This is a genomic window from Pseudomonas sp. LJDD11 (assembly GCF_024584215.1).
Classification (GTDB): Bacteria; Pseudomonadota; Gammaproteobacteria; order Pseudomonadales; family Pseudomonadaceae; genus Aquipseudomonas.
This window is the reverse complement of record NZ_JANJFL010000025.1, coordinates 1-22,926: the sequence shown is the minus strand read 5'-3', so window position 1 is coordinate 22,926 and position 22,926 is coordinate 1. Positions and strand designations below refer to the sequence as shown.

The 22,926-nt window shown below is 61.0% G+C and carries 23 protein-coding genes; 12 read left to right on the top strand and 11 right to left on the bottom strand.

Annotated elements, in window-relative coordinates; translation table 11 throughout:
* Positions 1 to 12: 12 nt before the first annotated feature.
* Genes pdhA through NRB16_RS22990 form a run of 3 tightly spaced genes read left to right on the top strand, consistent with a single transcriptional unit; the run spans position 13 to position 3,211 of the window.
* Positions 13 to 1,110, top strand: a complete 1,098-nt coding sequence (gene pdhA / locus NRB16_RS23000; protein WP_257107023.1) for a pyruvate dehydrogenase (acetyl-transferring) E1 component subunit alpha — start codon at positions 13 to 15, stop codon at positions 1,108 to 1,110.
* Positions 1,103 to 2,089, top strand: coding sequence for an alpha-ketoacid dehydrogenase subunit beta (locus tag NRB16_RS22995; protein WP_045483037.1), 987 nt, complete (start codon positions 1,103 to 1,105; stop codon positions 2,087 to 2,089). The genes pdhA and NRB16_RS22995 overlap by 8 nt, the downstream gene beginning before the upstream one ends.
* An 18-nt stretch (positions 2,090 to 2,107) precedes the next feature.
* Entirely contained in the window at positions 2,108 to 3,211 is a 1,104-nt protein-coding gene (locus NRB16_RS22990; RefSeq protein WP_257107022.1) for a dihydrolipoamide acetyltransferase family protein, read from the top strand.
* Positions 3,212 to 3,275: 64 nt separating this feature from the next.
* Here the strand turns inward: NRB16_RS22990 and NRB16_RS22985 are convergent, their stop codons facing one another.
* Entirely contained in the window at positions 3,276 to 3,539 is a 264-nt protein-coding gene (locus tag NRB16_RS22985; RefSeq protein WP_253111768.1) for a YebG family protein, read from the bottom strand.
* Between the two features lie 238 nt (positions 3,540 to 3,777).
* Here NRB16_RS22985 and NRB16_RS22980 point away from each other — a divergent pair, with 238 nt between their 5' ends.
* Positions 3,778 to 4,251: a phosphate-starvation-inducible protein PsiE gene (locus NRB16_RS22980; protein ID WP_045483028.1), complete on the top strand. Its 474-nt coding sequence runs from the start codon at positions 3,778 to 3,780 to the stop codon at positions 4,249 to 4,251.
* A 63-nt stretch (positions 4,252 to 4,314) separates the two neighbouring features.
* Here NRB16_RS22980 and NRB16_RS22975 read toward each other — a convergent pair whose 3' ends face one another.
* The 5 genes from NRB16_RS22975 to NRB16_RS22955 all read right to left on the bottom strand — a co-directional run bounded on the left by NRB16_RS22975 (position 4,315) and on the right by NRB16_RS22955 (position 9,538).
* Positions 4,315 to 4,662, bottom strand: coding sequence for a DUF3509 domain-containing protein (locus tag NRB16_RS22975; RefSeq protein WP_257107021.1), 348 nt, complete (start codon positions 4,660 to 4,662; stop codon positions 4,315 to 4,317).
* A gap of 262 nt (positions 4,663 to 4,924) precedes the next feature.
* A complete protein-coding gene (locus tag NRB16_RS22970) occupies positions 4,925 to 5,350 on the bottom strand; it encodes an HPF/RaiA family ribosome-associated protein (protein ID WP_257107020.1) in 426 nt (141 codons plus the stop codon).
* Between the two features lie 264 nt (positions 5,351 to 5,614).
* Positions 5,615 to 7,963: a TonB-dependent Fe(3+) dicitrate receptor FecA gene (gene fecA / locus NRB16_RS22965; RefSeq protein WP_045483022.1), complete on the bottom strand. Its 2,349-nt coding sequence runs from the start codon at positions 7,961 to 7,963 to the stop codon at positions 5,615 to 5,617.
* Positions 7,964 to 8,060: 97 nt separating this feature from the next.
* A complete protein-coding gene (locus tag NRB16_RS22960; protein ID WP_373568498.1) occupies positions 8,061 to 9,032 on the bottom strand; it encodes a FecR domain-containing protein in 972 nt (323 codons plus the stop codon).
* Between the two features lie 2 nt (positions 9,033 to 9,034).
* Complete coding sequence (locus NRB16_RS22955; RefSeq protein WP_257107019.1) at positions 9,035 to 9,538, bottom strand: sigma-70 family RNA polymerase sigma factor; 504 nt, start codon at positions 9,536 to 9,538, stop codon at positions 9,035 to 9,037.
* Between the two features lie 193 nt (positions 9,539 to 9,731).
* Here NRB16_RS22955 and NRB16_RS22950 point away from each other — a divergent pair, with 193 nt between their 5' ends.
* The 3 genes from NRB16_RS22950 to NRB16_RS22940 are packed head-to-tail and all read left to right on the top strand — an operon-like array spanning position 9,732 to position 12,021.
* Entirely contained in the window at positions 9,732 to 10,079 is a 348-nt protein-coding gene (locus tag NRB16_RS22950) for a DUF3649 domain-containing protein (RefSeq protein WP_257107018.1), read from the top strand.
* Positions 10,076 to 11,692: a PepSY domain-containing protein gene (locus NRB16_RS22945; protein ID WP_257107017.1), complete on the top strand. Its 1,617-nt coding sequence runs from the start codon at positions 10,076 to 10,078 to the stop codon at positions 11,690 to 11,692. The genes NRB16_RS22950 and NRB16_RS22945 overlap by 4 nt, the downstream gene beginning before the upstream one ends.
* Positions 11,692 to 12,021, top strand: coding sequence for a DUF3325 domain-containing protein (locus NRB16_RS22940; RefSeq protein ID WP_045483011.1), 330 nt, complete (start codon positions 11,692 to 11,694; stop codon positions 12,019 to 12,021). The genes NRB16_RS22945 and NRB16_RS22940 overlap by 1 nt, the downstream gene beginning before the upstream one ends.
* 113 nt (positions 12,022 to 12,134) lie before the next feature.
* Here NRB16_RS22940 and NRB16_RS22935 read toward each other — a convergent pair whose 3' ends face one another.
* Positions 12,135 to 13,055, bottom strand: a complete 921-nt coding sequence (locus tag NRB16_RS22935) for an AraC family transcriptional regulator (protein ID WP_045483008.1) — start codon at positions 13,053 to 13,055, stop codon at positions 12,135 to 12,137.
* 134 nt (positions 13,056 to 13,189) lie between these two features.
* On the opposite strand from NRB16_RS22935, the gene NRB16_RS22930 reads away from it, so the two are divergent.
* A complete protein-coding gene (locus tag NRB16_RS22930; protein ID WP_253111772.1) occupies positions 13,190 to 14,092 on the top strand; it encodes a DMT family transporter in 903 nt (300 codons plus the stop codon).
* On the opposite strand, the gene NRB16_RS22925 is transcribed toward NRB16_RS22930, so the two are convergent.
* The 4 genes from NRB16_RS22925 to NRB16_RS22910 all read right to left on the bottom strand — a co-directional run bounded on the left by NRB16_RS22925 (position 14,093) and on the right by NRB16_RS22910 (position 17,733).
* Positions 14,093 to 15,067: a D-glycerate dehydrogenase gene (locus NRB16_RS22925; protein ID WP_045483002.1), complete on the bottom strand. Its 975-nt coding sequence runs from the start codon at positions 15,065 to 15,067 to the stop codon at positions 14,093 to 14,095. It abuts the gene before it with no gap.
* Between the two features lie 332 nt (positions 15,068 to 15,399).
* On the bottom strand, positions 15,400 to 15,957 hold the full coding sequence (locus NRB16_RS22920) for a hypothetical protein (protein WP_257107016.1): 558 nt from the start codon (positions 15,955 to 15,957) through the stop codon (positions 15,400 to 15,402).
* Between the two features lie 36 nt (positions 15,958 to 15,993).
* The gene (locus tag NRB16_RS22915; RefSeq protein WP_257107015.1) at positions 15,994 to 16,707 is read right to left on the bottom strand and encodes a YajG family lipoprotein; all 714 of its coding nucleotides are present in this window, start codon (positions 16,705 to 16,707) and stop codon (positions 15,994 to 15,996) included.
* Positions 16,708 to 16,794: 87 nt separating this feature from the next.
* Positions 16,795 to 17,733: a LysR family transcriptional regulator gene (locus tag NRB16_RS22910; protein ID WP_253111776.1), complete on the bottom strand. Its 939-nt coding sequence runs from the start codon at positions 17,731 to 17,733 to the stop codon at positions 16,795 to 16,797.
* 200 nt (positions 17,734 to 17,933) lie between these two features.
* Between NRB16_RS22910 and NRB16_RS22905 the strand changes: the two genes are divergently transcribed.
* The 4 genes from NRB16_RS22905 to NRB16_RS22890 are packed head-to-tail and all read left to right on the top strand — an operon-like array spanning position 17,934 to position 22,710.
* On the top strand, positions 17,934 to 19,433 hold the full coding sequence (locus NRB16_RS22905; protein WP_257107014.1) for an efflux transporter outer membrane subunit: 1,500 nt from the start codon (positions 17,934 to 17,936) through the stop codon (positions 19,431 to 19,433).
* A 24-nt stretch (positions 19,434 to 19,457) separates the two neighbouring features.
* Positions 19,458 to 21,641: an FUSC family protein gene (locus NRB16_RS22900; RefSeq protein WP_257107013.1), complete on the top strand. Its 2,184-nt coding sequence runs from the start codon at positions 19,458 to 19,460 to the stop codon at positions 21,639 to 21,641.
* Complete coding sequence (locus tag NRB16_RS22895) at positions 21,631 to 21,831, top strand: DUF1656 domain-containing protein (protein ID WP_257107012.1); 201 nt, start codon at positions 21,631 to 21,633, stop codon at positions 21,829 to 21,831. Before NRB16_RS22900 ends, NRB16_RS22895 begins: the two co-directional genes overlap by 11 nt.
* 21 nt (positions 21,832 to 21,852) lie before the next feature.
* Positions 21,853 to 22,710, top strand: coding sequence for an HlyD family secretion protein (locus NRB16_RS22890; protein WP_257107011.1), 858 nt, complete (start codon positions 21,853 to 21,855; stop codon positions 22,708 to 22,710).
* Positions 22,711 to 22,926 lie beyond the last annotated feature (216 nt).

Genomic DNA, 22,926 nt, shown 5'->3' with positions numbered 1-22,926 from the left:
CTGGAGTAGGCAATGTCCAATAACAAGAGTGAGCTGGCGTACACCCGCTACCTGGCCCCCGACGGCCAACTGACTGCCCCTTTACCCGCCTGGGCTGACGACTTCAATCTGCTGACCCGCCTCCATCGGCAGATGGTCCTGACCCGGCTGTTCGATCAGAAAACCATCGCTTTGCAACGCACTGGCCGGATCGGCACCTTTGCCCCGTGTCTTGGTCAGGAAGCCATCGGCGTGGCCATTGGCAGCCTGATGCGCGGCGAAGACGTGCTGGTGCCTTACTACCGCGACACCGCCGTGCAACTGATGCGCGGGGTGCGCATGGATGAGATTTTGCTGTATTGGGGCGGTGACGAGCGCGGTAGCGCCTACGCCGAGCCCAGCGTCGCCCAGGACTTTCCGCTGTGCGTGCCGATTGCGACCCAGGCGCTGCATGCCTGTGGCGTGGCCAGCGCCTTCAAGGTGCGTGGCGAGCATCGAGTGGCGGTCACCACCTGTGGTGACGGCGCGACCAGCAAGGGCGACTTTCTAGAAGCGCTTAATGTGGCTGGCGCCTGGCAGTTGCCGGTGGTGTTCGTGATCAATAACAACCAGTGGGCGATCTCTGTGCCGCGGCGCATTCAGTGCGGCGCACCGACCCTGGCGCAAAAGGCCATAGGCGCCGGCTTTCAGGGTGAACAGGTCGATGGCAACGACATCCTCGCGGTCTACGACCGTATGCAGGTGGCGCTCGACCGGGCGCGCAAGGGCAAGGGCCCGGTGGTGCTGGAATGCCTGAGTTATCGGTTGGGTGACCACACCACGGCCGACGATGCCACCCGTTACCGTTCGGCTGATGAAGTGCGCCAGGCCTGGAACGAAGAGCCGATCAAGCGTCTGCAGAGTTTCATGGCCGTCCAGGGCATCTGGGACGAAGGCCGTGAGCAGGCGCTGGTCAGCGAGTGCCAGGCGCTGATCCAGGAGGCGGTCAATGCTTATGAGGCGCATGAGCTGCAACCTGCCATTTCGGCGATGGACCACGTCTATGCCCGCTGGCCGGCAGCCTTGGCCGAGCAGCGTGAGTGGTTCCTGGAGCGGGTCGCACGGCGTGGCGGAGGCGAACACCATGAGTAATGAAAAAATCACCTTGCTCGAAGCGGTCAACCTGGCCTTGCACCGGGCCATGTCAGAAGACGAAAACATTGTGGTGCTGGGCGAAGATGTCGGGGTCAATGGCGGGGTGTTCCGTGCCACACAAGGGCTGCGCGAGAGCTTTGGCTTCAAGCGCGTGATCGACTCGCCGCTGGCCGAAACCATGCTTGGCGGTCTGGCCGTGGGCATGGCGGCGCAGGGCCTCAAGCCGGTGCTGGAAATCCAGTTTCTGGGCTTTATCTATGCGGCCATGGAACATCTGGTGTCCCATGCCAGCCGGCTGCGCAACCGTACCCGTGGCCGGCTGACCTGCCCGATGGTGCTGCGTGCGCCAATGGGCGCGGGTATTCGTGCCCCGGAACACCATAGTGAAAGCACCGAGGCGCTGTTTGCGCACATTCCCGGTCTACGCGTGGTGATTCCTTCTTCGCCGGCTCGCGCTTACGGGCTGCTGCTGGCCGCTATCGACGACCCGGACCCGGTAATTTTTCTGGAGCCGACCCGGCTCTATCGCATGAACCCGCAAGCACTGGTCGATGACGGCAAACGCCTGCCTCTGGACACTTGCTTCACCCTGCGTGAGGGCAGCGATATCACCCTGGTGAGTTGGGGCGCCAGTGTGCATGAGACCCTGCAGGCCGCCCAGGCGCTGGCCGAGCGCGGGGTGTCGGCGGAAGTCATTGATGTGGCGTGCATCAAGCCACTGGACCTCGACACTCTGGAAGCATCGGTGCGCAAGACTGGCCGCTGTGTGATTGTTCACGAGGCGCCGCGTTCCTGCGGGGTCGGCGCCGAGATCGCCGCCAGCCTTTACGAACGGGCCTTGCTCGACCTGCATGCGCCGATCCAGCGCGTTACCGCCCCGGACATCCCGCCGCCGCTGTACCGGCTGGAACAGCTGTACATGCCTGGTGTCGAGGACATTCTTCACGCCTGTGACACCGCGCTGGAATACGCCTGAGACCCGAGGAGGTTTGCGATGAAATTTTTCAAACTGCCCGATCTGGGCGAAGGCTTGCAAGAAGCCGAAGTGGTGCAGTGGCACGTCAAGGTGGGCGATAGCGTCAAGGCTGACCAGTTGCTGGTATCGGTTGAAACTGCCAAGGCGCTGGTGGACATTCCGGCGCCCTATGACGGCGTGGTAGGCAAACTGTTTGGTGGCGATGGCGACATTCTGCATGTGGGCGAGCCATTGATCGGCTTTGAAGGCGAGGGCGATAACGGCACGGTGGTGGGCAAGCTTGAAGCCGGTGGCAGCCATGAGGATCAATTCTTTGTCGGCGCGGCGCCCTCTACCCGTGAACACCTGGCCACCCGTGCCACGCCGGCAGTCCGCCAACTGGCCCGGCAATTGGGGGTAGAACTGGCCAGCCTGACAGGTACTGGTGGCGACGGGCTGATCAGCCGCGCCGATGTCGAGCGCGCCGCCCAGGCCGAGCGTGACCGCTTTGGTGGCCAGAAGCTGCGCGGCGTACGGCGCAGCATGGCGATCAATATGGCTCGCTCGCATGCTGAAGTGGTGCCAGTGACCCTGTATGCCGATGCTGACCTGCATCGCTGGGGCAAGGCCCGTGACCCGTTGATGCGGCTGGGCAAGGCCATGGCTGAGGCGTGCAAGGTCGAGCCGGTGCTCAACAGTTGGTTCGATGGCAAGTCATTGTCGATTCGCCAGCACGAGCATCTGGACCTGGGCATTGCCGTGGACACGCCGGATGGTTTGTTCGTGCCGGTGTTGCGAGATGTGGGCAATCGCCAGGCGGATGACCTTAAGGAGGGGCTGAGCCGGTTGCGTGCAGACGTCAAGGCGCGCTCTATTCCGCCTCAGGAAATGATGGGCGCGACCATCACCCTGTCGAACTTCGGCACCTTGTTCGGCCGCTACGCCAACCCGGTCGTGGTGCCGCCACAGGTGGCGATACTCGGCGCCGGTGGCATTCGCGATGAACCGGTGGCGGTTGACGGGGCTGTGGTGATTCATCCAATCCTGCCGTTATCGCTGTCTTTCGATCACCGGGCAGTGACTGGCGGCGAGGCCGCGCGGTTCTTCAAAGCGCTGGTGCAGGCTCTGGAGCAGCCTGAGTAACGGCCATGGCCAGTTGATTCGTCAGCCAGTGTGACGCTGACGGATCAACCGTGTCGCCAAACCGTCACTCGGCTTCGGCATCATTGAACAGCTCGTTCAAGGCGTCCGGCTGGCTCTTGAAGGCGCGGGCGAATACATCACGGTTCTTGGCCATGTAGATACCGGCCTCTTCTACCTGATCTTCGCTCAGCGAAGGTACGGCTTTGCTCAACACTGTTGCCAGCAACTCGGCGAGTTCGAGCATCTTGTCATGACGATCAGCTTCGGCTTTATCCATGAACAGGCGCTCCAGATCTCGGCTGCTGCGGTATACCACTTCGACGGCCATTCACCACCTCACAAGCCTTCCAGACAGATATGGGTTAACTGTATTTTTATACAGTGGTAAGAATAAGCCATCTTTGCGTTTGTGGAAAGTGGCCCGTGCATTCTTTTCCAGACACCACTTTTTATAGGCAAAGCTTTGCCTTGCGACAACTGACCGCGCCCAAAGGACTGGATATGGCCTTGTTCCTGCTTTACAAAGCCCGCGCCAACACTGTGATTGGTTTTTAAGGAAACAGAGCATGAAATGGGCGAACAACAGCCGTAAACGTATGCACGATGGTGCCAACTCCATCGGCAACCTGCTGGTGGAGGGGTTTCACTATCTCGGTCTGTTTGCCATTGGCGCCGTGACGGCATGGGCTTCGATCATGGCGTTCATGGACATGGTCGACAAACGCCACGCCAGTGTCGATGACATCCTGCTGCTGTTCATCTACCTGGAGCTGGGGGCGATGGTCGGGATTTACTTCAAGACCAACCACCTGCCAATCCGCTTTCTGCTGTACATCGCCATCACCGCGCTGACCCGCTACCTGATTGGCGACGTGTCCCACCACAAGGCGCCGGACATCGGTCTGTTGTACCTGTGTGGCGGTATTTTCTTCCTGGCGCTGTCGGTGCTGGCGGTGCGTTATGCGTCCTATCAATTCCCGTCGAGCAAGGCGATCGATGCCTCGGGTGAAGAGGTGGGCGATAACGTGACGGAGAAGTGAGGCACGATCGCCGTTAGAAAAAGCCCGCTGTTGGAGCAGCGGGCTTTGTTATGGCGCATGGTTTCAGATGCCGACCGCTAGGCTTGGGCGGTTGCTCAGCCAGTTGCGCTGTGGAGCCGGGGCGGCAAGTTGCTTGAGGCGGTCCTGGTCGGTCATGGCTTCAAGGAGGGTCACGGCGCTGTGGCCCTGTTCGATGGCAATGCCGAATTGCACGCTTTCTATCAGCCGCTGCAGGCGCTTGGGTTCATTGCGCTGCTGCGGGCTGATCAGCCGCTTGGCGACCACGCCAGACTCGTTCGACAGGGTCAGCATGATGCTGCCATCCAGCCCTTGAATGCTGAGGTTCACCCGGTACTGCGGGGCAAACGTGTCAGTGATCAACTGAAAGGGATTGTCGGGGGTGTCCATCATCGGTACCTGCTCATGGATTCTGCATAAGTTGACCGGGCTCATATCCTTTGGTTCTCAGCGACGGATAAGCGGTCAGCAATCGGCTGTCATGGCAAGGTAGCGGTAATGTTCATGATGCAGTGGCACATGAGCGACCGGTTTGATGCCGCAGACGACGTAACAGCATGCATGCATCAAGCCAGTTGCGACCAACGGTGCCGGTAAATCGCAGGCACAAAAAAGCGGGCCTTGCGGGCCCGCTTCTGGCTGCTCGGTGAATTGATCAGACCAGTTTTTCGACTTCTTTTTCCTGTTCTTTTTCGAGGAATTCTTCCTGCAACAGGGCATCGGTGTTTTCAGATGCCAGCGGGAATCCGTTTTGCGCGGCGCTACGGTGTTTGTCACGCAATTTGCCGATCAGATGCTCCAGGGCACTGTCGAGTTTGGTCGCAGCACTTTCAACGGCCTGATCGACAGAGCCGGCTTTGCTGGTCACGGAAATAGGCTGATGGCCTTTGGGGCGAGCTTCGATCTGGCAGCGAATGTCATCAGGGCCGGATTTGTCGCCGTTTTCATCGCGCAGATGAACTTCAACGCGAGTGAGGTAATCGTCGTAGCGTTCGAGCGTGCTTTCAAGGGTAGAACGAACCCAACTCTCCAGTCGGACACTGCTTTCGATGTGGTTGTCGCTATTGACCTGGATTTGCATAGTCGATCCTTACTAGGGCTAACTCGTGCTTGAGCGAGGCGGCACGTTTGCTCCTGAGCAATCAGTCACATTTCGGCCGCGCTCAATCACAGTGTTGGCGCTAATCGATTCATATTTCAAGCCCCTGTGTGGAAGAAATATTTCGCTGCAAAAAATTCATATGGCTTCAGATCTGTCTCCACAGGAGCGGATTCAGCCGCTAAATTCGGCAAAAAACCCTAAATTCGCGGCTAAAGCCGCTCCTGCGCCTGGAGGCGAGCTGCGTCAGAATGCCACTGAAGTCTGCAGGTAAATCGTGCGTGGTTCGCCCACGTATTTGCCCTTGTTGTTGTCGTCGAACGAGCGGGTGTAGTACTCGCGGTTGAAGATATTCTTCACTCCCACTGCCACGTTCAGGTCAGACAGTTTCGGGCCAAAATCATAGGCGGCGCGGGTGCTGAACAGCATGTAACCCGGAATCCGTCCGGTGCTGCCGTCGGCGCTTTCGGCTGAGGTATTGGCGTTGTCAGCGAATTGGTCGCTCTGGAACGCGCTGTCGAGATTGAGCTTCCATGGACCTTCGGTGTAGCTCAGGCCCAGCGTACCTTTGTGCTTCGACGAGAACGGCACACGATTGCCCTTGTTCGGCCCGTCTTCGCGGATGGTCGCGTCAACATAGGCGTAGCTGGCGTAGACGTCGAAGCCGGCCAGCGCCGGGTTGAGCGCGTCGAGCGCGTAGTTGACGCTGGTCTCGATACCTTGATGACGGGTTTCGCCGCGGGCGATCACGCTGTCGTTGGTCTGGTTGCTCTCGTACTGGTTGTCGAAGTTGATCAGGAACACGCCGATCTCGGCACGCAGCGGGCCATTGTCGTAACGCGTGCCCAGCTCCCAGGTGCGGGCTTTCTCGGGTTTGACTTCGCCACCGGCGACCCGGTTGGGCATCTGGCTGTACTGCACGCTGCCGAACGAGCCTTCGGTGTTGGCATACAGGTTCCACTCGTCAGTGACGTGATACACCACGTTCAGGGCCGGCAGCGCGGTATTGTAATCGCCCTGGTATTTGACGCTGGTCAGCTTGTTCGTCTGCGCGGTGTCGATCATCTCGTAGCGGATGCCCGGCGTGATGGTCCATTTGCCGATGTCGATACGGTCGTCGATGTAGAACGCATTGGCTTCGGTGGCGCCGCGGGTATCACGGTCGTTGCGGCTGGCGGTGGTCGGCAGGGCGCCGGTCACCGGTTCGCGAAAGCGCAACTCATGGCCAGCTTCGTTGACATAGCGATAGCCCACACCGACTTCATGCCAGCTTTCGCCCAGTGCGAAACCTTGTGAGAAGCGGGTTTCCAGGCCGCGCACCCAATACTCGCGCGGCGACAGCGAGACGAACGAAGCCTGGTCGAGATAGCCACTGCGCAGGGTCTTGGTGAAGAACGTATTGGCAGTGAATACCCGGGCGTCCTGCTCATAGCGGTAACCGAAGTTCACCAGCGTACGGCGGCCCCAGAACTTGTCTTTCAGGCGTGTCGACTGGTACGGATCTTCCTTGTAGGCCGCCGTGCTCAGGCCACCGGGCATGTCGGCTTCACCTTCGTAGTACTGGGCCATGGCGTTGAGGCTGTTGGCCTCATCGATCTGGTACTTGCCCTTGAGGATCAGGTCGTCGATCTGCGTATCGCTGTGCTCGCGCCAGTCGCTGCCGCGCACGCCGGAGTACAGAATCGCGCCCCCCAGGCCGTTTTCAGCGGTGCCACCGGCCAGCAGGTTGCCGGTGGTTTTCAAGCCGTCCTGGCTGGACGACGGGCTGACCTGGGTCTGCACGCTGGCTTTGACGGTCGGCTCATCGGGGATCGCACGGGTCACAAAGTTGACGATCCCGCCGACGTTCTGCGGGCCATAGCGCACCGCGCCGCCGCCACGCACCACGTCCACCGCGTCCATGTTGCCGAGGCTGACCGGTGCCAGCGACAACTGCGGCTGGCCATAGGGCGCGAACGGCACCGGGATGCCATCCATCAATACCGTGGAGCGTGCCGCCAGGCGCGGGTTGAGACCACGAATGCCGAAGTTCAGCGCCATATCGTGGCTGCCGGTGCCATTGTTCTCCGGGGCGTTGACGCCGGGAATGCGGTTGAGCACTTCGCGGGCACTGCTGGCACCGCTGCGCTCAAACTCCTCACGGCGGATCACATCACGGGCCCCGGCATGCTCGAAAACGTTGTCTTGTTTGGCTTCGCCCAACCAGTCGCCGACGATGCTCGACGCGCCCAGTTCGATCGGGCCGCTGACTGCCGGGCTGGCCGCTTGCAGGGTGAAACCGCCCTGGCCATCGGCCTGGGCTTGCAGGCCGGTGCCTTGCAGCAACGCGGCCAGCCCCTGTTGCGGTGTGTACTGGCCTTGCAGGCCCTGACTGCGCAGGCCATTGGTCAATTGCGAGCCATAGGAAATCAGCACGCCGGACTCACGGCCAAACTGATTCAGCGCACTTTCCAGTTCGCTGGCGGCGATGTGGTAAGTCTTGGCGGGTGCTTCGGCGTAGGCCGGCAACACACCGGTCAGCGCCAGACTGGCACCAAAGATGACGTGGCGCAGGGTGCGTACCAATGGGTGCAAAGGGGCAGGGCGGGCAGACATTCGGGGTGTCCTTTTGATGAGGATTGAGTGGTGCTTTCCCTGTCTGTCACGCGAGCCGGGCAAAACGGCTCAGGTTTTTTCATTTATTTTTCGGCCTTCAAACGTTGGCCTGCACACTCACCCAATAACGGGTGTAACGCCGCACCTTCACCGGTAGTGCTACTTCGAGCATGTCGAGAATGCGTTCACTGTCGGCCAGCGGGTAACTGCCGGAAATCAGCAGGTCGGCGATACGCTCGTCGCACTTGAGGCGGCCATGGCGGTAACGCCCCAGCTCCAGCAGAAAGTCGGCCAGCCGCATGCGCGAAGCGACCAGCATGCCGTCGGCCCAGGCGCCGTTGCCAGCATCCACCGGTTGCACCTTGCCCCAGCCGTTCGCTTCGAAACTTACTTGCTGACGGGCCTTGAGCAGCAGCGGCGCCCCCGGATGCTCATGCGGGATGATCTGCACGCTGCCGGCCAGCAACGCCAGGTGCGTACGGCCATTGAGCTGGCGCAGGTTGAAGCGGTTGGCGCTGTTGCCAGCCTCGATGCGGCCTTCGGCAGTCAATAGATTCAGCGGGCGATGATCGGCGACGGTGCTGATCAGCAGTTCGCCCTGGCGCAGGCGAATCAGCCGCGCTTGCGTATCAAAGTGCACATCCACGGCACTGGCGGTGTTCAACTGCAACTGGCTGCCGTCGTCCAGGGCGATTTTGCGTTGCTCACCCACGCGGCTGGAATAGTCAGCCAGCAACGCCTGCACGGGCAACTCATCACGCAGGCTCCAGCCCAGCGCACTGCCGCCGCCCAGCAGTATCAATAGTTTCAGCGCCTGGCGCCGCCCGGCGGACTTCGGCGCCCCGAGGGTGGCATGGGCCAGTGGCGACGACAGCCCGCCCAGGCGCTGATTGACGCGCTGAATATGCGCCCAGGCACGCTGATGCTCGGGATGGCCATTGAGCCATTGTTGCCAGGCTAGCTGACGCGCCGGGCTGAGCGCGCCGTCCTGCATTTCAATCAGCCAGCCGACCGCCTGGTGCGCCACGGCGGGGGAGATGTCCGAGCGATTGAGCGATTCGCCGTTCATGTTCAGAGCGCGAAATAACAGCGTAGCGCCGCTTTGTTCAGGTGGCGTTTGACCGTGGCAATAGAGATGCCCAGCTGGGCAGCAATTTCACCATGGCTCAGGCCGTCGACCTGCGACAGCAGGAACGCGCGCCTGACAGGCATGGCCAGACCGTCGAGCAGACGATCAAGCTCAACCAGGGTCTCGAAGATGACTGCCCGCTCTTCTTCAGACGGCGCGTAGCATTCGGGTAAGTCGGCCAGCGCCTGATACCAGGCCTGTTCCAGATCCTGACGGCGGTAGTGATTGCTCAACACCCGTTTGGCAATGGTGGTCAGGAACGCCCGGGGTTCTACCAACTGCGCTGTGTCGCGGGCCAGCAGCACCTTGACGAAGGTGTCCTGGGCCAGGTCGGCGGCATTGTCCGGGCACCCCAGGCGGCGCCGCAGCCAGCCGGTCAGCCAGCCGTGATGCTCCTGATACAGGCCTGCGACAGTCTGGTTTACGCTGGGCTGGGCGATGGGCATGGCGTAGACAATCCACGACGAGCGAGAAAGGGTGGCGATTCTGTCAGACTCTTTTGCTTGTGAGAATATTTATCATTACTATTGCCGGGTTTTTTCCGCATTCTTTATCGGTGCGGTGTGTTTGATCGGCCAGTAACAGGCACTTGTGAATGCTGTTCTGGATCCTTATTCATCTCTGTCGCGAGCCCCTTAGATGGACGGCACCGTTACCAACCCTGCGCCCAAGGCCGCAGCCCGCGCGCCCCGGCCGAAACAGGCCAGCGTCTCGGTCGCCTACCGGCTGGCCGTGGCTTCACGCTTTATTGTCGCTACATTCGGTGGCTACCTGCTGGCCTCGCTGTCGAGCATCTGCCTGACCCTTTGGCTGCCGTTGCCACGTGCCGAGGCGGTACTGGCCGGGATGATGTTGTCGTTTCTCGCGTATCTGGGCGCGTTCATCTGGTGCTTCTCGTGCCGCAGCGCCTGGCATGCCTGGGTCGGCACGCTGCTGCCTTGCGCATTGCTGGGGGCGGCCTGGGCTGCGACGCGGTGGTTGTCATGAAAGAGGGCTTGCGTCAGGCCATGGCCTGGTTGCACACCTGGCTCGGGCTGATCTTTGGCTGGCTGCTGTTTGCGATTTTCCTGACCGGAACGCTGTCGTACTTTCGTGCCGAGATCACTCACTGGATGACCCCGGAGCTTGAGGTGCGGGCGCTGGATTCCGCGCAAAGTGTCCGCGTGGCCCAGGATTATCTGCAGGAGAAATCGCCGGGCGCCGTGCGCTGGTTCATCAACCTGCCCGAACAACGCGATCCGACGATGAATGTGGTCGCGGTCGGCAAGCCCGCCAAGCCGGGTGAGCGTGGCAAGTTCGAGCGGGTGACCCTCGACCCGCTGACCGGCACTGAAATACAGGCACGCGAAACCCGTGGCGGTGATTTCTTCTACCGTTTCCATTACCAACTGGAAATGCCTTACCCATGGGGCCGCTGGCTGACCACGATCGCGGCCATGGTGATGTTCATCGCCTTGATCACCGGCATCATCGTGCACAAGAAAGTCTTCAAGGAGTTCTTCACCTTCAGGCCCGGCAAGGGCCAGCGCTCCTGGCTGGACGGCCATAATGCGTTAGGCGTTCTGGTGCTGCCGTTCCACCTGATGATCACCTACAGCAGCCTGTTGTTCTTCGCCTCGCTGGTGATGCCGGCGAGCATCATTACCACCTACGGTGACAACACCAGAGCCTTCTATGACGAGTTGTACCCGGCCTCGGCGGCCCCCAAGGCGCAAGGTGTGGCGGCACCGCTGATTCGCCTGGATTCGTTGCTGAGCATGGCCGACGAGCGCTGGGGCGAGAACATGATTTCCCGGGTGACCATCGACAATCCGGGTGATGCCAATGCCAGAGCGACTCTCTACCGTAACGGCCATGACCGAGTGACCCGCCAGCAAGGCGATACCCTGGTCTTCGATGCCACCAGCGGTGCGCTGTTGTCTGACAGCCTCCCGGCCAAAGCCGCACCATCGCTGATTACCGAAGGCTTCTGGGATCTGCACATGGGGCAATTCGCCAATATCGTGGTGCGCTGGCTGTACTTCGTATTCGGCATCGCCGGCACCGCGATGATCGGCACGGGGCTGGTGATGTGGCTCGGCAAGCGGGTGCTTAAACATGCCAAGACCGGTGTGCTGCCGTTCGAGTTGCGGCTGGTGCAGATCCTCAATATCTCCAGCATGGCCGGGCTGATGCTTGCCGTGGTCGCGGTGTTCTGGGCCAATCGGCTATTGCCGGTGGGCATGCCATGGCGCGAAGACTGGGAGGTCAATGCATTTTTCATCATCTGGGCGCTGTCAGTGCTGCACGCCGCATTACGCAATGGGCAAACCGCCTGGCGTGAGCAGTTGGGGCTGGGCGCGTTGCTGTTTGGCGCGTTGCCGCTATTGGATATTGTGACCAGCAGCCAGTACCTGCTGACCTCGCTCAAGGGCGGCAGCTGGGTGCTGATCGGCTTCGACCTGACGGCCTTGGCCACCGGCCTGCTGCTCGGCTGGGCGGCGCTGAAATTCAGGAACCGCCCTGAAGCTGCGGCCAAGGTGCGCAAGGCCCCACGCCCGGCGGCTGCGTTACCGGAGCCGACGGACATGACCGGTGCCGTGATCAAGGAGGCCAACTGATGCTGCTGCCTGCCTTGCTGTGTTACTCGGGCTTTACGGCGCTGTGCCTGTCCATGGAGCGCCATTACAGCGACCTGCTGGCTGGCAAACCTTCAATGCAGCGCCGCCGTGGCCTGAAAATCACCGGCTGGCTGTTGCTGGTCGTGGCCGGCTGGCTGGCAGTCGCTACCCGTGGCTGGGCGATGGGGCTGGTCGAATGGACGGCAGCGTTGATGGGCAGCGCAGTGCTGTTGGTGTTTCTGATGCCCTACAAACCGCGCTGGATCCTGCCGCTGGCGAGCGCCGGATTGCTGGTAGCAGCGGCTTTAGCCGCAATACTGGTCACTTAAGTGCTTCATGTCGTCGGTGGGAGCGACCTTGGTCTGGGCGGCATTCCGACGAAGAGGCCAGTAAGAACACTGCATTGGTAGCAGATGTTGTGACTTTACTGGCCTCTTCGCGGCTAGAGCGGAGCGCCGTCTGTGTGCGTCTGCAAGGTCCTTTCGCAGGACGTGCGAAAGACCTGGCGATACTCACCCGGTGTTGCCTCCAGCGTTTGACGAAACCGGTTGGTGAAGTGGCTGGCACTGGCAAATCCGCAGGCCAGCGCCACCTCACCCAGCGGCTGGGTGGTCTCGCGCAATAACCGGCAAGCTCGCTGCAAACGACGCTGCAATACATAGCGATGCGGTGGCGTGCCGAAGCTCTCGCGAAACATTCGCGCAAAGTGATACTCCGACAGGGCGCACAGCCCGGCCAGTTGCCCCAGGCTCAGGGGCTGGTCCAGTTGCGTTTCAATGAACTCGCGTACACGTCGGCGCAGGTGCGGAGCCAGACCGCCTTTGAGTTGCAGCCCTGCACGCAGGCCGACCTGGGTCAGTACCGCATGGCTGAGCATTTCATGAGCCAGGCTGCTGGTCAGCAGACGTTCGCCCGGTTCTTGCCAGTTGAGGCTGATCAACTGTTGAAAGTGCGCGGTCTGCCGGGCGTCATCGAGAAAGGTGTTTTCCTGCAGTTGCAGTTCCCGAGGTTCGCGGTCCAGCAGGGTGACGCAGCCCAGCGCCAATTGCTCAGGGCTGACATACAGATGCGCCAGGCGGATCTGGCCGTTGATGACCCACGCTGATTCGTGGCCAGCCGGCAGCACACATAATTTGCCCGGTGCACCCTTCTGGTCGGGCTGATCCCGGCGAAAGGTGCCAGTCCCATCGGCGATATAGCACGACAGGGTGTGGTGGCTTGGCGAGTGGTATTCGCGCAGGTCATGGTGGTTGTTCCATTGCGCCGCAATCAAACCGTCGCCCAGCCACGCACTGCGCTCCAGGCGGGCGTGGGGTGAACTGTTCAATGACTGGAAGACCTGAATGGTGTCGAGCGCGGACATGATGACTCCTCTATGACGCTATCCTACGCCGCACGTGGGTGCTTGCCATCGGGCCTTCGTACAAATGCGCAAGATTGTGCAAGCGGGTCAGCTCGCCGCTACGCAGACTCAAGGCTCATTCAGGAGTCTGCGTCATGAACCTCTCGCTTTATCTGGCCACCGTACTGATCTGGGGCACCACCTGGATCGCCTTGAAGCTGCAACTGGGCGAAGTGGCAATTGCCCTGTCGATCGCCTATCGCTTTGCACTGGCCGCGCTGGTGCTGTTCGCCTTTTTGCTGCTCAGCGGCCGCTTGCAACCACTGAACCGTCGCGGACAAGGCATTTGCATGGCTCAAGGTCTTTGTCTGTTCTGCCTGAACTTCCTGTGCTTCTACACGGCCAGCCAGTGGATCCCCAGCGGCCTGATTGCCGTGGTGTTCTCCACCTCCACGCTGTGGAACGCGCTCAATGCACGGCTGTTCTTCGGCCAGCGCATTGCCCGTAATGTGCTGCTGGGCGCGCTGCTGGGCCTCAGTGGTCTGGCGTGTCTGTTCTGGCCTGAGCTGGTCGGGCATACGGCCAGCCGCGAGACCCTGATCGGCCTGGGCCTGGCCTTGCTGGGCACCTTGTGTTTTTCGGCCGGCAACATGCTCTCCAGCCTGCAGCAGAAGGCTGGTTTCAAGCCGCTGACGACCAATGCCTGGGGCATGCTCTATGGCGCGTTGCTGCTGAGCCTGTATTGCCTGGTCAGCGGTGTGCCATTGCACTTCGAATGGAACGTACGCTATGTCGGCTCACTGCTGTATCTGGTCATCCCAGGCTCGGTGGTTGCCTTCACCACTTACCTGACCCTGGTCGGCCGCATGGGCCCGGAGCGCGCGGCCTACTGCACCGTGCTGTTTCCGGTGGTGGCGCTGAATATCTCGGTGTTTGTCGAAGGCTACCAGTGGACCCTGCCGGCGCTGTTCGGGCTGGTGTTGGTGATGGCCGGTAACGTGCTGGTGTTCAGCAAGCCGCGCGCCGTGCCGGGCACGGCGGCGGGCAAGCTGGCGTGATCAGCCCTTCCACACCTGCGGATTGACCAGATTCTGCGGCCGCTCACCGAGCAGGGCGCTGCGCAGATTCTGGTAGGCCAGGTCAGCCATGGCCTGGCGGGTCTCGGTGGTGGCCGAGCCAATGTGCGGCAGGGTCACCGCATTGCTGAGCTTGAACAGCGGCGACTCCGACAGCGGCTCCTTCTCGTAGACGTCCAGACCTGCGCCGCGAATAGTGCCGTTGTGCAAGGCTTCGATCAGCGCCGGCTCGTCTACGACCGGTCCACGGGCGATATTCACCAGAATGGCGCTTTTCTTCATCAACCCCAGCTCACGCTTGCCGATCAAGTGGTGAGTCTTGTCGCTTAACGGCACCACCAGGCAGACGAAATCAGCCTCGGCCAGCAGTTGATCCAGGCTACGGAACTGCGCGCCCAGCTCTTGTTCCAGTGCGCTTTTACGGCTGTTGCCGCTGTACAGGATGGGCATGTTGAAACCCAGCCGACCGCGTCGGGCGATGGCTGCGCCGATGTTGCCCATGCCGACGATACCCAGGGTTTTCCCGTATACATCAGTGCCGAAATGCGGCGGCTCGATACTGCGCTTCCAGTTACCGGCCTTGGTGTAGGCATCGAGCTCCGCAACGCGGCGGGCGCTGCTCATGATCAGCGAAAAACCAAGGTCGGCGGTGCTTTCGGTCAACACGTCCGGGGTGTTGGTCAGCGCAATACCGCGCTCAGTGAGGTACTCGACATCATAATTGTCGTAACCCACCGAAATGCTCGACACCACTTCCAGACGCTCAGCCGTCGCCAGCTGCTCACGCCCCAGCTTGCGCCCCGAACCGATCAACCCGTGCACCTCGGGCAATGCCTCGTTGAACTGCGCATTGATATCGCCCTTCTTCGGGTCGGGAATAATCACGTTGAAGTCCTGCGCCAGGCGTTCGGCCATCTCCTGATTGACACGGCTGAAGGCGAGTACGGTTTTTTTCATTGTGCGTTCACTCTTGAGCGGATGAATGAGTAGCACGCTAACATTCCCCCGCGCACAGGTCAGCCGTTTTCTTGTCGTACAACCGATGAGTGGCCGAAAGTTGAGCAGGTTTCACCAGCTCATCTGGGCAGCAGGCTCAGAATCAATGCTGCTCACTTAGGTACTGTATGCCCTCGGTGGGAAACCTTGGTCTGGGCTGCATTCCGACGAAGAGGCCAGTAAAAACACTCCATCTGCTGTGGGATATAAAGCCGCCTTCACGAGCGAGCTCGTTCCCACACAGACCGTGCAGCCCTTAACGGATCGGCATTAGCTTTATATCTGATTTTTTATCAGTCGCCCTGCGTGATGATTTTGTGCCGGCGCAGGTACTCGTCATAGGTCAGGCTTTTGTCGGCCGCCAGCTCATTCAACAGTTGTTCCTTGCTCTTGCCCTGGCTAAACGAAGTGCTTGATATCTGATCTGGCTGAACCGCTGCAGGGAGATTATCCAGACGGGCAAAGCTGCTTTCTGGCAGTTTGTACATCGCCCCGGTGAGCGGATCGACAATCAACATGCCTATCAGGCCGCCGAACACGATGTTTCCCCAGTACCAGCCGTTCATTCTGGAATTGATGATCGCGGAATTTTCCGCATAGCCATCCTTGCGAAAAATGACCTTGTAAGTCTCGCCATCGAAATAGCCGGCACCAGCCTTGAGCGTCACCTGCTCAGGTGTCACGCCTGAATGCACCAAGGCTCCATCTTCATTGGTGATCTGATACGAGGCGCCCGCAGGAGAGGAGTTGATCGAGACGGGGGTTCTTGACTCGCTGACAATGCTGGCGCATCCGCAGAGGCTGATGAGGGTTAATGCGAGAAAAAATGGTCTCGCGGACTTCAATTGCATGTAAAAAGCTTCCTGCTGGGAATGATTGAGCCGTAATCAGTTTTGGTTTCTGCGAATGATTTCGTAGCGGCGCTTGTATTCTTCCGGGCTCAAGGTCTTGTCGGCAGCCAGTTCTTCAAGCAGATGCCCCGTCTTGTCTGTGGATACCGTTGCCTTGGCATGCGACGACAGGGCGGCAATGAATGCCGGATCGGCGAAGAGCGTGCGCATACCGTTTGCCAGAGCCTTGTCCAGCGCGCGCTTGGCATTGGCACCTGTGGCCAGTTGGGTGTTGGCCTCTTTGCCTTCGGAGGCGATGGTGCGGGAGAACAATTCACGATTCGCATCGCCAACAACCTTGACCGTCATGTTGAAGTCCGCAACGGCGTCGCCGGAGAAGAAGCCCAATTTGTGATCGTTGTAAAATCGAGTCACCAACGCGTTGACCTGTACATCGGCCTGCGCTGTCGCGGATTGATAACCCCTGGCCCTGATCTCTTCGGTCAGGGCGCGACGGACTGTGGCTGCAACGTCTTCATTGGCCAGGATCGGCGCTGTTTCCATGCCATAACCATTTTTTTTGCTGCTCACCCGGCTTCGATCCTGGCGACTATCTGTCACTTCTACAGCAACGGCGACCGACTCTGCGCCTGCAACCTTGCTCACACCCGGTTCGGGCAGGTAATTGATATCAATGGTCTCAGTGGTAAAGGCACAACCGTGAAGTGCACCGATAAACAGCATCAGTGCCAATTTAGACGCGATACGCATAGGTAAAGTCCATTTCGCCAGGATGATAAGGAGGGCGCGCGATTCTACATTGCCATTACCACAACATGAAGCCCGTCGATGGATACCTCAATCCAGCGTATGCACCTGCAAATCCGCCTCATCGGCCGCCAGAATCTCCGGCAAGGTGCTGCGCAGATACTCCACCCAGGTCTTGATCTTGGCATCCAGATACTGCCGCGATGGATACACCGCATACAGGTTCAGCTCCTGGAAGCGATAGCGCGGCAACACCCTTACCAGCGTGCCGTCACGCAGGCCGTCGATGGCCGAGTAGATTGGCAGAATCCCCACCCCCATGCCGCTGGCAATCGCTGTCTTCATCGCTTCGGCCGAATTGACCAGAAACGGTGAACTCTTCAGCGTGACCATCTCCTGGCCATCCGGGCCGGTAAACGGCCACTTGTCCAGCGGAAACACCGGGCTCACCAGCCGCAGGCAGTCATGCCCCAGCAAGTCTGCGGGCTTATGCGCCATGCCCCGCGCCCTGATGTACGCAGGTGAGGCACAGACGATGCTGTAAGTGATGCCCAGACGCTGCGATACAAAGCCCGAGTCCGGCAATTCACTGGCCAGCACGATCGACACGTCGTAGCCATCTTCCAGCAGATCCGGCACCCGATTGGTCAGGGTCAGGTCAAACGCCACATCCTGATGGTCACTGCGGTAGCGGGCGATGGCGTCGATCACGTAGTGCTGGCCAATACCAGGCATCGAATGCACCTTGAGCAACCCGGCCGGTCGCGCATGGGCATCACTGGCCTCGGCTTCGGCTTGTTCGACATACGCCAGAATCTGCTCGCAGCGTTGCAGGTAGCGCTTGCCGGCTTCGGTCAACGCGATGCGCCGCGTGGTGCGGTTCAGCAGGCGGGTCTGCAGGTGCGCTTCGAGATTGGAGACCGCACGGGAAATATTCGCAGTGGTAGTGTCCAGTTGTGCAGCGGCCGCAGTAAAGCTGCCCGCTTGCGCCACACAACTGAAGGCGCGCATGTTTTGCAGGGTGTCCATGGAACTTCTCGGAAGCAACGTCAATCACGGTTGTAGCAAATTGTGACACGAAGTAACCAGCCTCTGTCCATCCTCCTTTGGCGATTATTTCCGTTTCGGTAACAAAGATTCCCTTTTTACCCTGCTTATCGCTTTCCTGAGCCCGCCCTAGAATCGCCGTCATTCAGACAGTCGCGTTATTTCTCCGGGAATTTGCAGCCTTGCCGCGTTGCCTCATCAGAGCGCTTGAAACGTTCAATGTCCTGGCAGTATCCGTGTTACTCAACGGCTGCATTTCCACCCAAGGCATCCAGCCGCACACCGACCTGCTACCCACCGCCGAACTGGCCATTGACCTGGCCAACCGTGACGCCCACTGGCCGGTGACGCAGTGGTGGCGTGCCTATGGCGACCCGCAGTTAGACACCTGGATCGCACGCGCCAGCCGTGGCAGCCCGAGCCTGCAAGCGGCAACTGCGCGGGTTCGCGAGGCTCAGGCCATGGCCGGTGTTGCCCAGTCCCGTGAGGCTGCGCAGCTCACTAGCGGTGGCCGCCTAGCCCGTAGAGGCTGGCCCGAGGATGGCTTTTATGGCCCTGGCAATCTGGCTGACTCCCACACTTGGGACAACAATGCCGGCCTGAACCTGAGCCTGGATCTTGATCTCTGGGGGCGTGAGCGCAACGCCAGCGAGCGGGCACTGGATATCGCGCAGCAACGCGCCGCCGAGCAGCGTCAGGCGCAACTGCAATTGCAGGGCAATGTCATCCACGCCTATATCCAGTTGGCCTTGCAATATGCGCAGCTCGAAATTCTTGAGGCGACGCTGGCCCAGCAGGTGCAGATTGCCGAGCTGGCCCGGCAGCGTCTGCAAGCCGGTATCGGCACCCAGCTGGAGGTGAGCCAGGCCGAAGCATTGCTGCCGGAGACTCATCGGCAGATCGACGGCGTGCATGAAGCCATTGAGCTGAGCCGCCACCAACTGGCCGCGCTGGCCGGGCTTGGGCCGGAGCACGCGGCGAGCCTCAAGCGGCCGTTACTGACACTCCACCAGCCGTTGCCATTGCCCACTGCTGTGCCTGCGCAACTTCTGGGTCAGCGCCCCGATGTGGTTGCCAGCCGCTGGCAGGTCGCCGCCCAGGCGCGGGGCATCGCCGTGGCGCAAGCGGGCTTCTATCCCAATGTCGATTTGACTGCCAGCCTCGGCTATATGGCCACCGGTGGCGGCATGCTGGAGTTCTTGACCGCCAGTAAGCTGGCGTACAACGCAGGCCCTGCCATCAGCCTGCCGATCTTCGACGGCGGGCGTCTGCGCGGCGAGTTGGGTCAGGCCAGCGCCGCTTACGACCTGGCGGTGGCGCATTACCGGCAGACCCTGGTCAGCGCCCTGCAAGGCATCGCTGACCAACTGGTGCGGCGTCACTCCCTTGAGCAGCAACAACGTCTGGCTGCCGAGTCAGTGGCCAAGGCCAATGAGCTGTGCGCCCTGGCGCGCCTGGCCTGGCAGCGCGGGCTGGTCGACTACCTGAGTGTGCTGCACAGCCAGACCCGCCTGTGGCGCCTGCAGGGTATTGAGCAACAGGTCGAGGCCGCGCGGTTAAGCGCTTATGCAGACTTGTCGATCGCTTTGGGTGGGGGCCTGCAGGCCGGCCAGGATTCTCCTGCCGAACCGCAGTTAAAGGCCCCGCAGATACCTGCCGGCCTGGCGACAAACCACAACTAGAAATCACCTCTGGACATAGACCTGATGAGCGTTAGCGTGCCCGAAGCTGCCTTGCCCTGGCGCCGGGAATTTGATGTGTGGTTGCGCAGCGACGGCGTTACCTGGGTGTATATCGCCAAGGTCTTGCTGGCGGTGTATCTGACTTACTGGCTGGCCTTGCGTCTGGAGTTGCCGCAGCCGCGCATCGCGGTAATCACGGTGGTTCTGGTCATGCAGCCGCAAAGTGGTCAGGTGTTTGCCAAGAGCTTCTATCGGCTGCTCGGCACCCTGGTGGGGTCGAGCATGATGGTGCTGCTCATGGCGCTATTCGGGCAGGACTCAGTGCCGTTTCTCGGTTGCCTGGCCTTGTGGGTGGGGCTGTGTGCGGCGGGGGCTGCGCGCTTTCGCAACTTTCGCGCCTACGCCTTCGTACTGGCCGGCTACACCGCCGCGTTGATCGGCCTGCCGAGCCTGGCGCATCCGGAGGCCGCGTTCATGGCGGCAGTCTGGCGCGTGCTGGAGATTTTTCTCGGCATCATCTGCTCCACTCTGGTCAGCGCTGCGATCCTGCCGCAGAGCGCTGGCGCCGCGCTGCGCAACAGCCTGTTCCAGCGCTTTGGCCGCTTTGCCCGCTTTGCCGTGGACGGATTGCGTGAGGGCCATCCGCCAGACGCCTTCGAGGCCGGCAATCTGCGCTTCGTTGCAGAGGCTATCGGCCTGGAAGGGCTGCGCAGTGTGACCCTGTTCGAAGACCCGTACATGCGGCGGCGCAATGGCCGGATCAACCGCCTTAACAGCGAGTTCATGGCCGTCACCACGCGCTTCAATGCTCTGCATCAGTTGCTGGAGCGCCTGCGCAGCCAGCAACTGACGAGGGTGCTCAAACGCATCGAACCGGGCGTGCTCAGCCTGGCGAGTTTGCTGGAAAGTTGCGCCGACCATGCCCTGACTCTGGAAGCGGCGGCGCGGCTGGTGATTGGCCTGGAATACTGGAAACAAGAGCTGCCGCCACGGGTACGGCAGATGCGCCGCGAACTGGAGGCCGATAGCCCCAGTGAAGCCGAGCGGTTGGACTTTCACACGGCGTTCGAACTGCTGTACCGGCTGGTCTGCGACCTGCACAACTATGCGCAGACCCACGCCTCGCTGGCCGACCACAACCACGTGCGTGAACAGTGGCAAGAACCCTTCGTCAATCGCACCAACGCCATGGCGGCATGGGGCGCCGGGGTTCGCGCCAGCCTGGTGGTCGGCCTGCTCAGTGCCGGGTGGGTGCTGACCGCCTGGCCCAGTGGCGCGACCATGATCGTGGTCGCGGCGGTGACCGTGGCGCTGTCCTCGATGAACGCCAACCCCTGGCGTCTGTCGCTGCAGATCGGCTGCGGTACGGCACTGGCGGCGCTGCTGGGCTTTGTCGAGACCTTTGTGGTATTTGCGCATATCGACGGTTTCGCGCTGCTATGCATGGTGCTGGCGCCAGTGTTTGTGGTCGGGACCTTTCTGTCCTCACGGGCGCAGTGGAGCGGCTATGGTCTGGGCCTGTTGCTGTTTTTCTGCATGGGTTCACTGCCGGGCAATCTGGCCCATTACGACCCGTCGGCGTTTATCAATGATTACCTCGCCATGCTGGTGGCCATGCTGGTTTGCGCAGCGGCCGGCGCAGTGATCCTGCCGCCCAACAGCCGCTGGATGTGGCGCCATCTGGAGGACGACCTGCGCCGCCAGGTGGTGTTTGCCATCAGCGCGCCGCTCAAGCGTCTGGGGTCGAGTTTCGAAAGCCAGACCCGCGACGTGATGCACCAGGCTGACGCCTTGGCCGCTGGTAAGCCGCAGGTGCAGCGCGAGTTGTTGCGCTGGATGTTCGTGGTGCTGGAGATCGGCCACGCGATCATCGAGCTGCGCCGCGAACAGGCGCTGCTGCCGGTCCATCCCAGCTATGCGCAGCATCGCTCGTGGCGGCTGTCGATCCGGGTCATGGGCCGTGCGCTGATCCGCCTGTTCATCCAGCCCGATGCACGCAACCTGGGACGCAGCCTGGCAGCCGTGGACCGGGCGATTGCCAGGGTCAGGCACACCGAAGAGCCGTTTGCCTCGCATTTCGAAACCTCGCCACTGCGCCGGGTCGAGAGTTATCTGCACTTTATTCGCACCTGCCTGCTCGATCCGCAATCGCCGCTGGCGGGGTTCGGTCAGCCACTGCCTGTTGCGGGGGGGCCAGATGCCGCGTGAGATCGCTGTGTTCGACCTGTACATGCCCGGCATGGGCTTGCTGTTTGTGCTGGCCATGCTGTTTGCCTGGCTGTTGGACCGGTTGCTGGCAAGCCTGGACTTGTACCGCCTGTTCTGGCATCCGGCATTGTTGCGCCTGAGCCTGTTTGCCTGTGTGTTCGGCGCCCTGGCGCTGGGCCTCTATCGTTGATGCCTGGTGAGAGAATCTGGGATGAAAAAGCTGTTCAGTGTCGCCGCTACCTTGTTGATCCTGGCCGTGGCGATCGCTCTGGGGCGTGCGGTATGGGTGCATTACATGCAAACCCCCTGGACCCGCGATGGCCGGGTGCGGGCCGACATCATCAACGTGGCACCGGAGGTCTCCGGGCGAGTAGTTGATGTTGCGGTGCGCGATAACCAGACGGTGAAAAAGGGCGACCTGCTGCTGCAGATCGACCCCGAGCATTACCAATTGGCGGTCAAGCAGGCTCGCGCCGAAGTGGCTGCGCGCAAGGCCGCCTGGCAGATGCGCGCCAGCAATGCCAAGCGCCGCGCCGACATGGATACACGGGTGATCTCTGCCGAAAACCGCGATGATACAGGGCATCTGGCCTTGAGCGCCGAAGCCGATTACCGGCAGGCCCAGGCCCGTCTGGAAATCGCCGAACTGAACCTGCAACGCACCCAGGTGCGCGCTTCAGTGGACGGCTACATCACCAACCTCAACGTGCATCGCGGCGACTATGCCCATGCCGGCGAGGCCAAGCTGGCGCTGATCGACCGGCATTCATTCTGGGTTTACGGCTATTTCGAAGAAACCAAATTGCCCCATGTGCAGGTCGGCGATATGGCAGAACTGGAGATGATGAGCGGCGAGCGCCTGACCGGCCGGGTCGACAGCATCGCCCGCGGCATCTACGACCGCGACAACCCGCAAAGCCGTGAGCTGCTGGCCGATGTCAACCCGACCTTCAACTGGGTACGCCTGGCCCAGCGGGTGCCGGTACGCATCCGGCTTGATCCGTGGCCGGAGGATTTTGTGCTGGCGGCGGGGATGACGTGTACGGTGATACTCAAGGCGGGGCCGTAAAGCACGTATCGGCGTTGAATGCTGTTCGCCAGCAGAGCCTCCCACAGAGTTTGTGTGTAACGCGATTAGCAAGCACGACTCTCATCCGGTGGGAGTCGGCTTGCCCACGAAGCTGTTCGAAGCAATGACTGTCGCCCCGTCACCATATGCGCGAGAAGCCTCGGGGTTTAGCCCGAGGTCGAGAGCGCGGACGCCGCAGGCGTCCTGGTTGGGAGT

Coding starts and splice junctions, on each gene's coding strand:
- NRB16_RS22970 (WP_257107020.1), bottom strand. CDS start 5,350: ATGCAAATCCAGGTCAATAGCGACAACCACATCGAAAGCAGTGTCCGA.
- NRB16_RS22935 (WP_045483008.1), bottom strand. CDS start 13,055: ATGTCCGCGCTCGACACCATTCAGGTCTTCCAGTCATTGAACAGTTCA.
- fecA (WP_045483022.1), bottom strand. CDS start 7,963: ATGTCTGCCCGCCCTGCCCCTTTGCACCCATTGGTACGCACCCTGCGC.
- pdhA (WP_257107023.1), top strand. CDS start 13: ATGTCCAATAACAAGAGTGAGCTGGCGTACACCCGCTACCTGGCCCCC.
- NRB16_RS22960 (WP_373568498.1), bottom strand. CDS start 9,032: ATGAACGGCGAATCGCTCAATCGCTCGGACATCTCCCCCGCCGTGGCG.
- NRB16_RS22900 (WP_257107013.1), top strand. CDS start 19,458: ATGAGCGTTAGCGTGCCCGAAGCTGCCTTGCCCTGGCGCCGGGAATTT.
- NRB16_RS22950 (WP_257107018.1), top strand. CDS start 9,732: ATGGACGGCACCGTTACCAACCCTGCGCCCAAGGCCGCAGCCCGCGCG.
- NRB16_RS22955 (WP_257107019.1), bottom strand. CDS start 9,538: ATGCCCATCGCCCAGCCCAGCGTAAACCAGACTGTCGCAGGCCTGTAT.
- NRB16_RS22985 (WP_253111768.1), bottom strand. CDS start 3,539: ATGGCCGTCGAAGTGGTATACCGCAGCAGCCGAGATCTGGAGCGCCTG.
- NRB16_RS22925 (WP_045483002.1), bottom strand. CDS start 15,067: ATGAAAAAAACCGTACTCGCCTTCAGCCGTGTCAATCAGGAGATGGCC.
- NRB16_RS22990 (WP_257107022.1), top strand. CDS start 2,108: ATGAAATTTTTCAAACTGCCCGATCTGGGCGAAGGCTTGCAAGAAGCC.
- NRB16_RS22910 (WP_253111776.1), bottom strand. CDS start 17,733: ATGGACACCCTGCAAAACATGCGCGCCTTCAGTTGTGTGGCGCAAGCG.
- NRB16_RS22920 (WP_257107016.1), bottom strand. CDS start 15,957: ATGCAATTGAAGTCCGCGAGACCATTTTTTCTCGCATTAACCCTCATC.
- NRB16_RS22945 (WP_257107017.1), top strand. CDS start 10,076: ATGAAAGAGGGCTTGCGTCAGGCCATGGCCTGGTTGCACACCTGGCTC.
- NRB16_RS22940 (WP_045483011.1), top strand. CDS start 11,692: ATGCTGCTGCCTGCCTTGCTGTGTTACTCGGGCTTTACGGCGCTGTGC.
- NRB16_RS22930 (WP_253111772.1), top strand. CDS start 13,190: ATGAACCTCTCGCTTTATCTGGCCACCGTACTGATCTGGGGCACCACC.
- NRB16_RS22915 (WP_257107015.1), bottom strand. CDS start 16,707: ATGCGTATCGCGTCTAAATTGGCACTGATGCTGTTTATCGGTGCACTT.
- NRB16_RS22995 (WP_045483037.1), top strand. CDS start 1,103: ATGAGTAATGAAAAAATCACCTTGCTCGAAGCGGTCAACCTGGCCTTG.
- NRB16_RS22895 (WP_257107012.1), top strand. CDS start 21,631: ATGCCGCGTGAGATCGCTGTGTTCGACCTGTACATGCCCGGCATGGGC.
- NRB16_RS22975 (WP_257107021.1), bottom strand. CDS start 4,662: ATGATGGACACCCCCGACAATCCCTTTCAGTTGATCACTGACACGTTT.
- NRB16_RS22980 (WP_045483028.1), top strand. CDS start 3,778: ATGAAATGGGCGAACAACAGCCGTAAACGTATGCACGATGGTGCCAAC.
- NRB16_RS22890 (WP_257107011.1), top strand. CDS start 21,853: ATGAAAAAGCTGTTCAGTGTCGCCGCTACCTTGTTGATCCTGGCCGTG.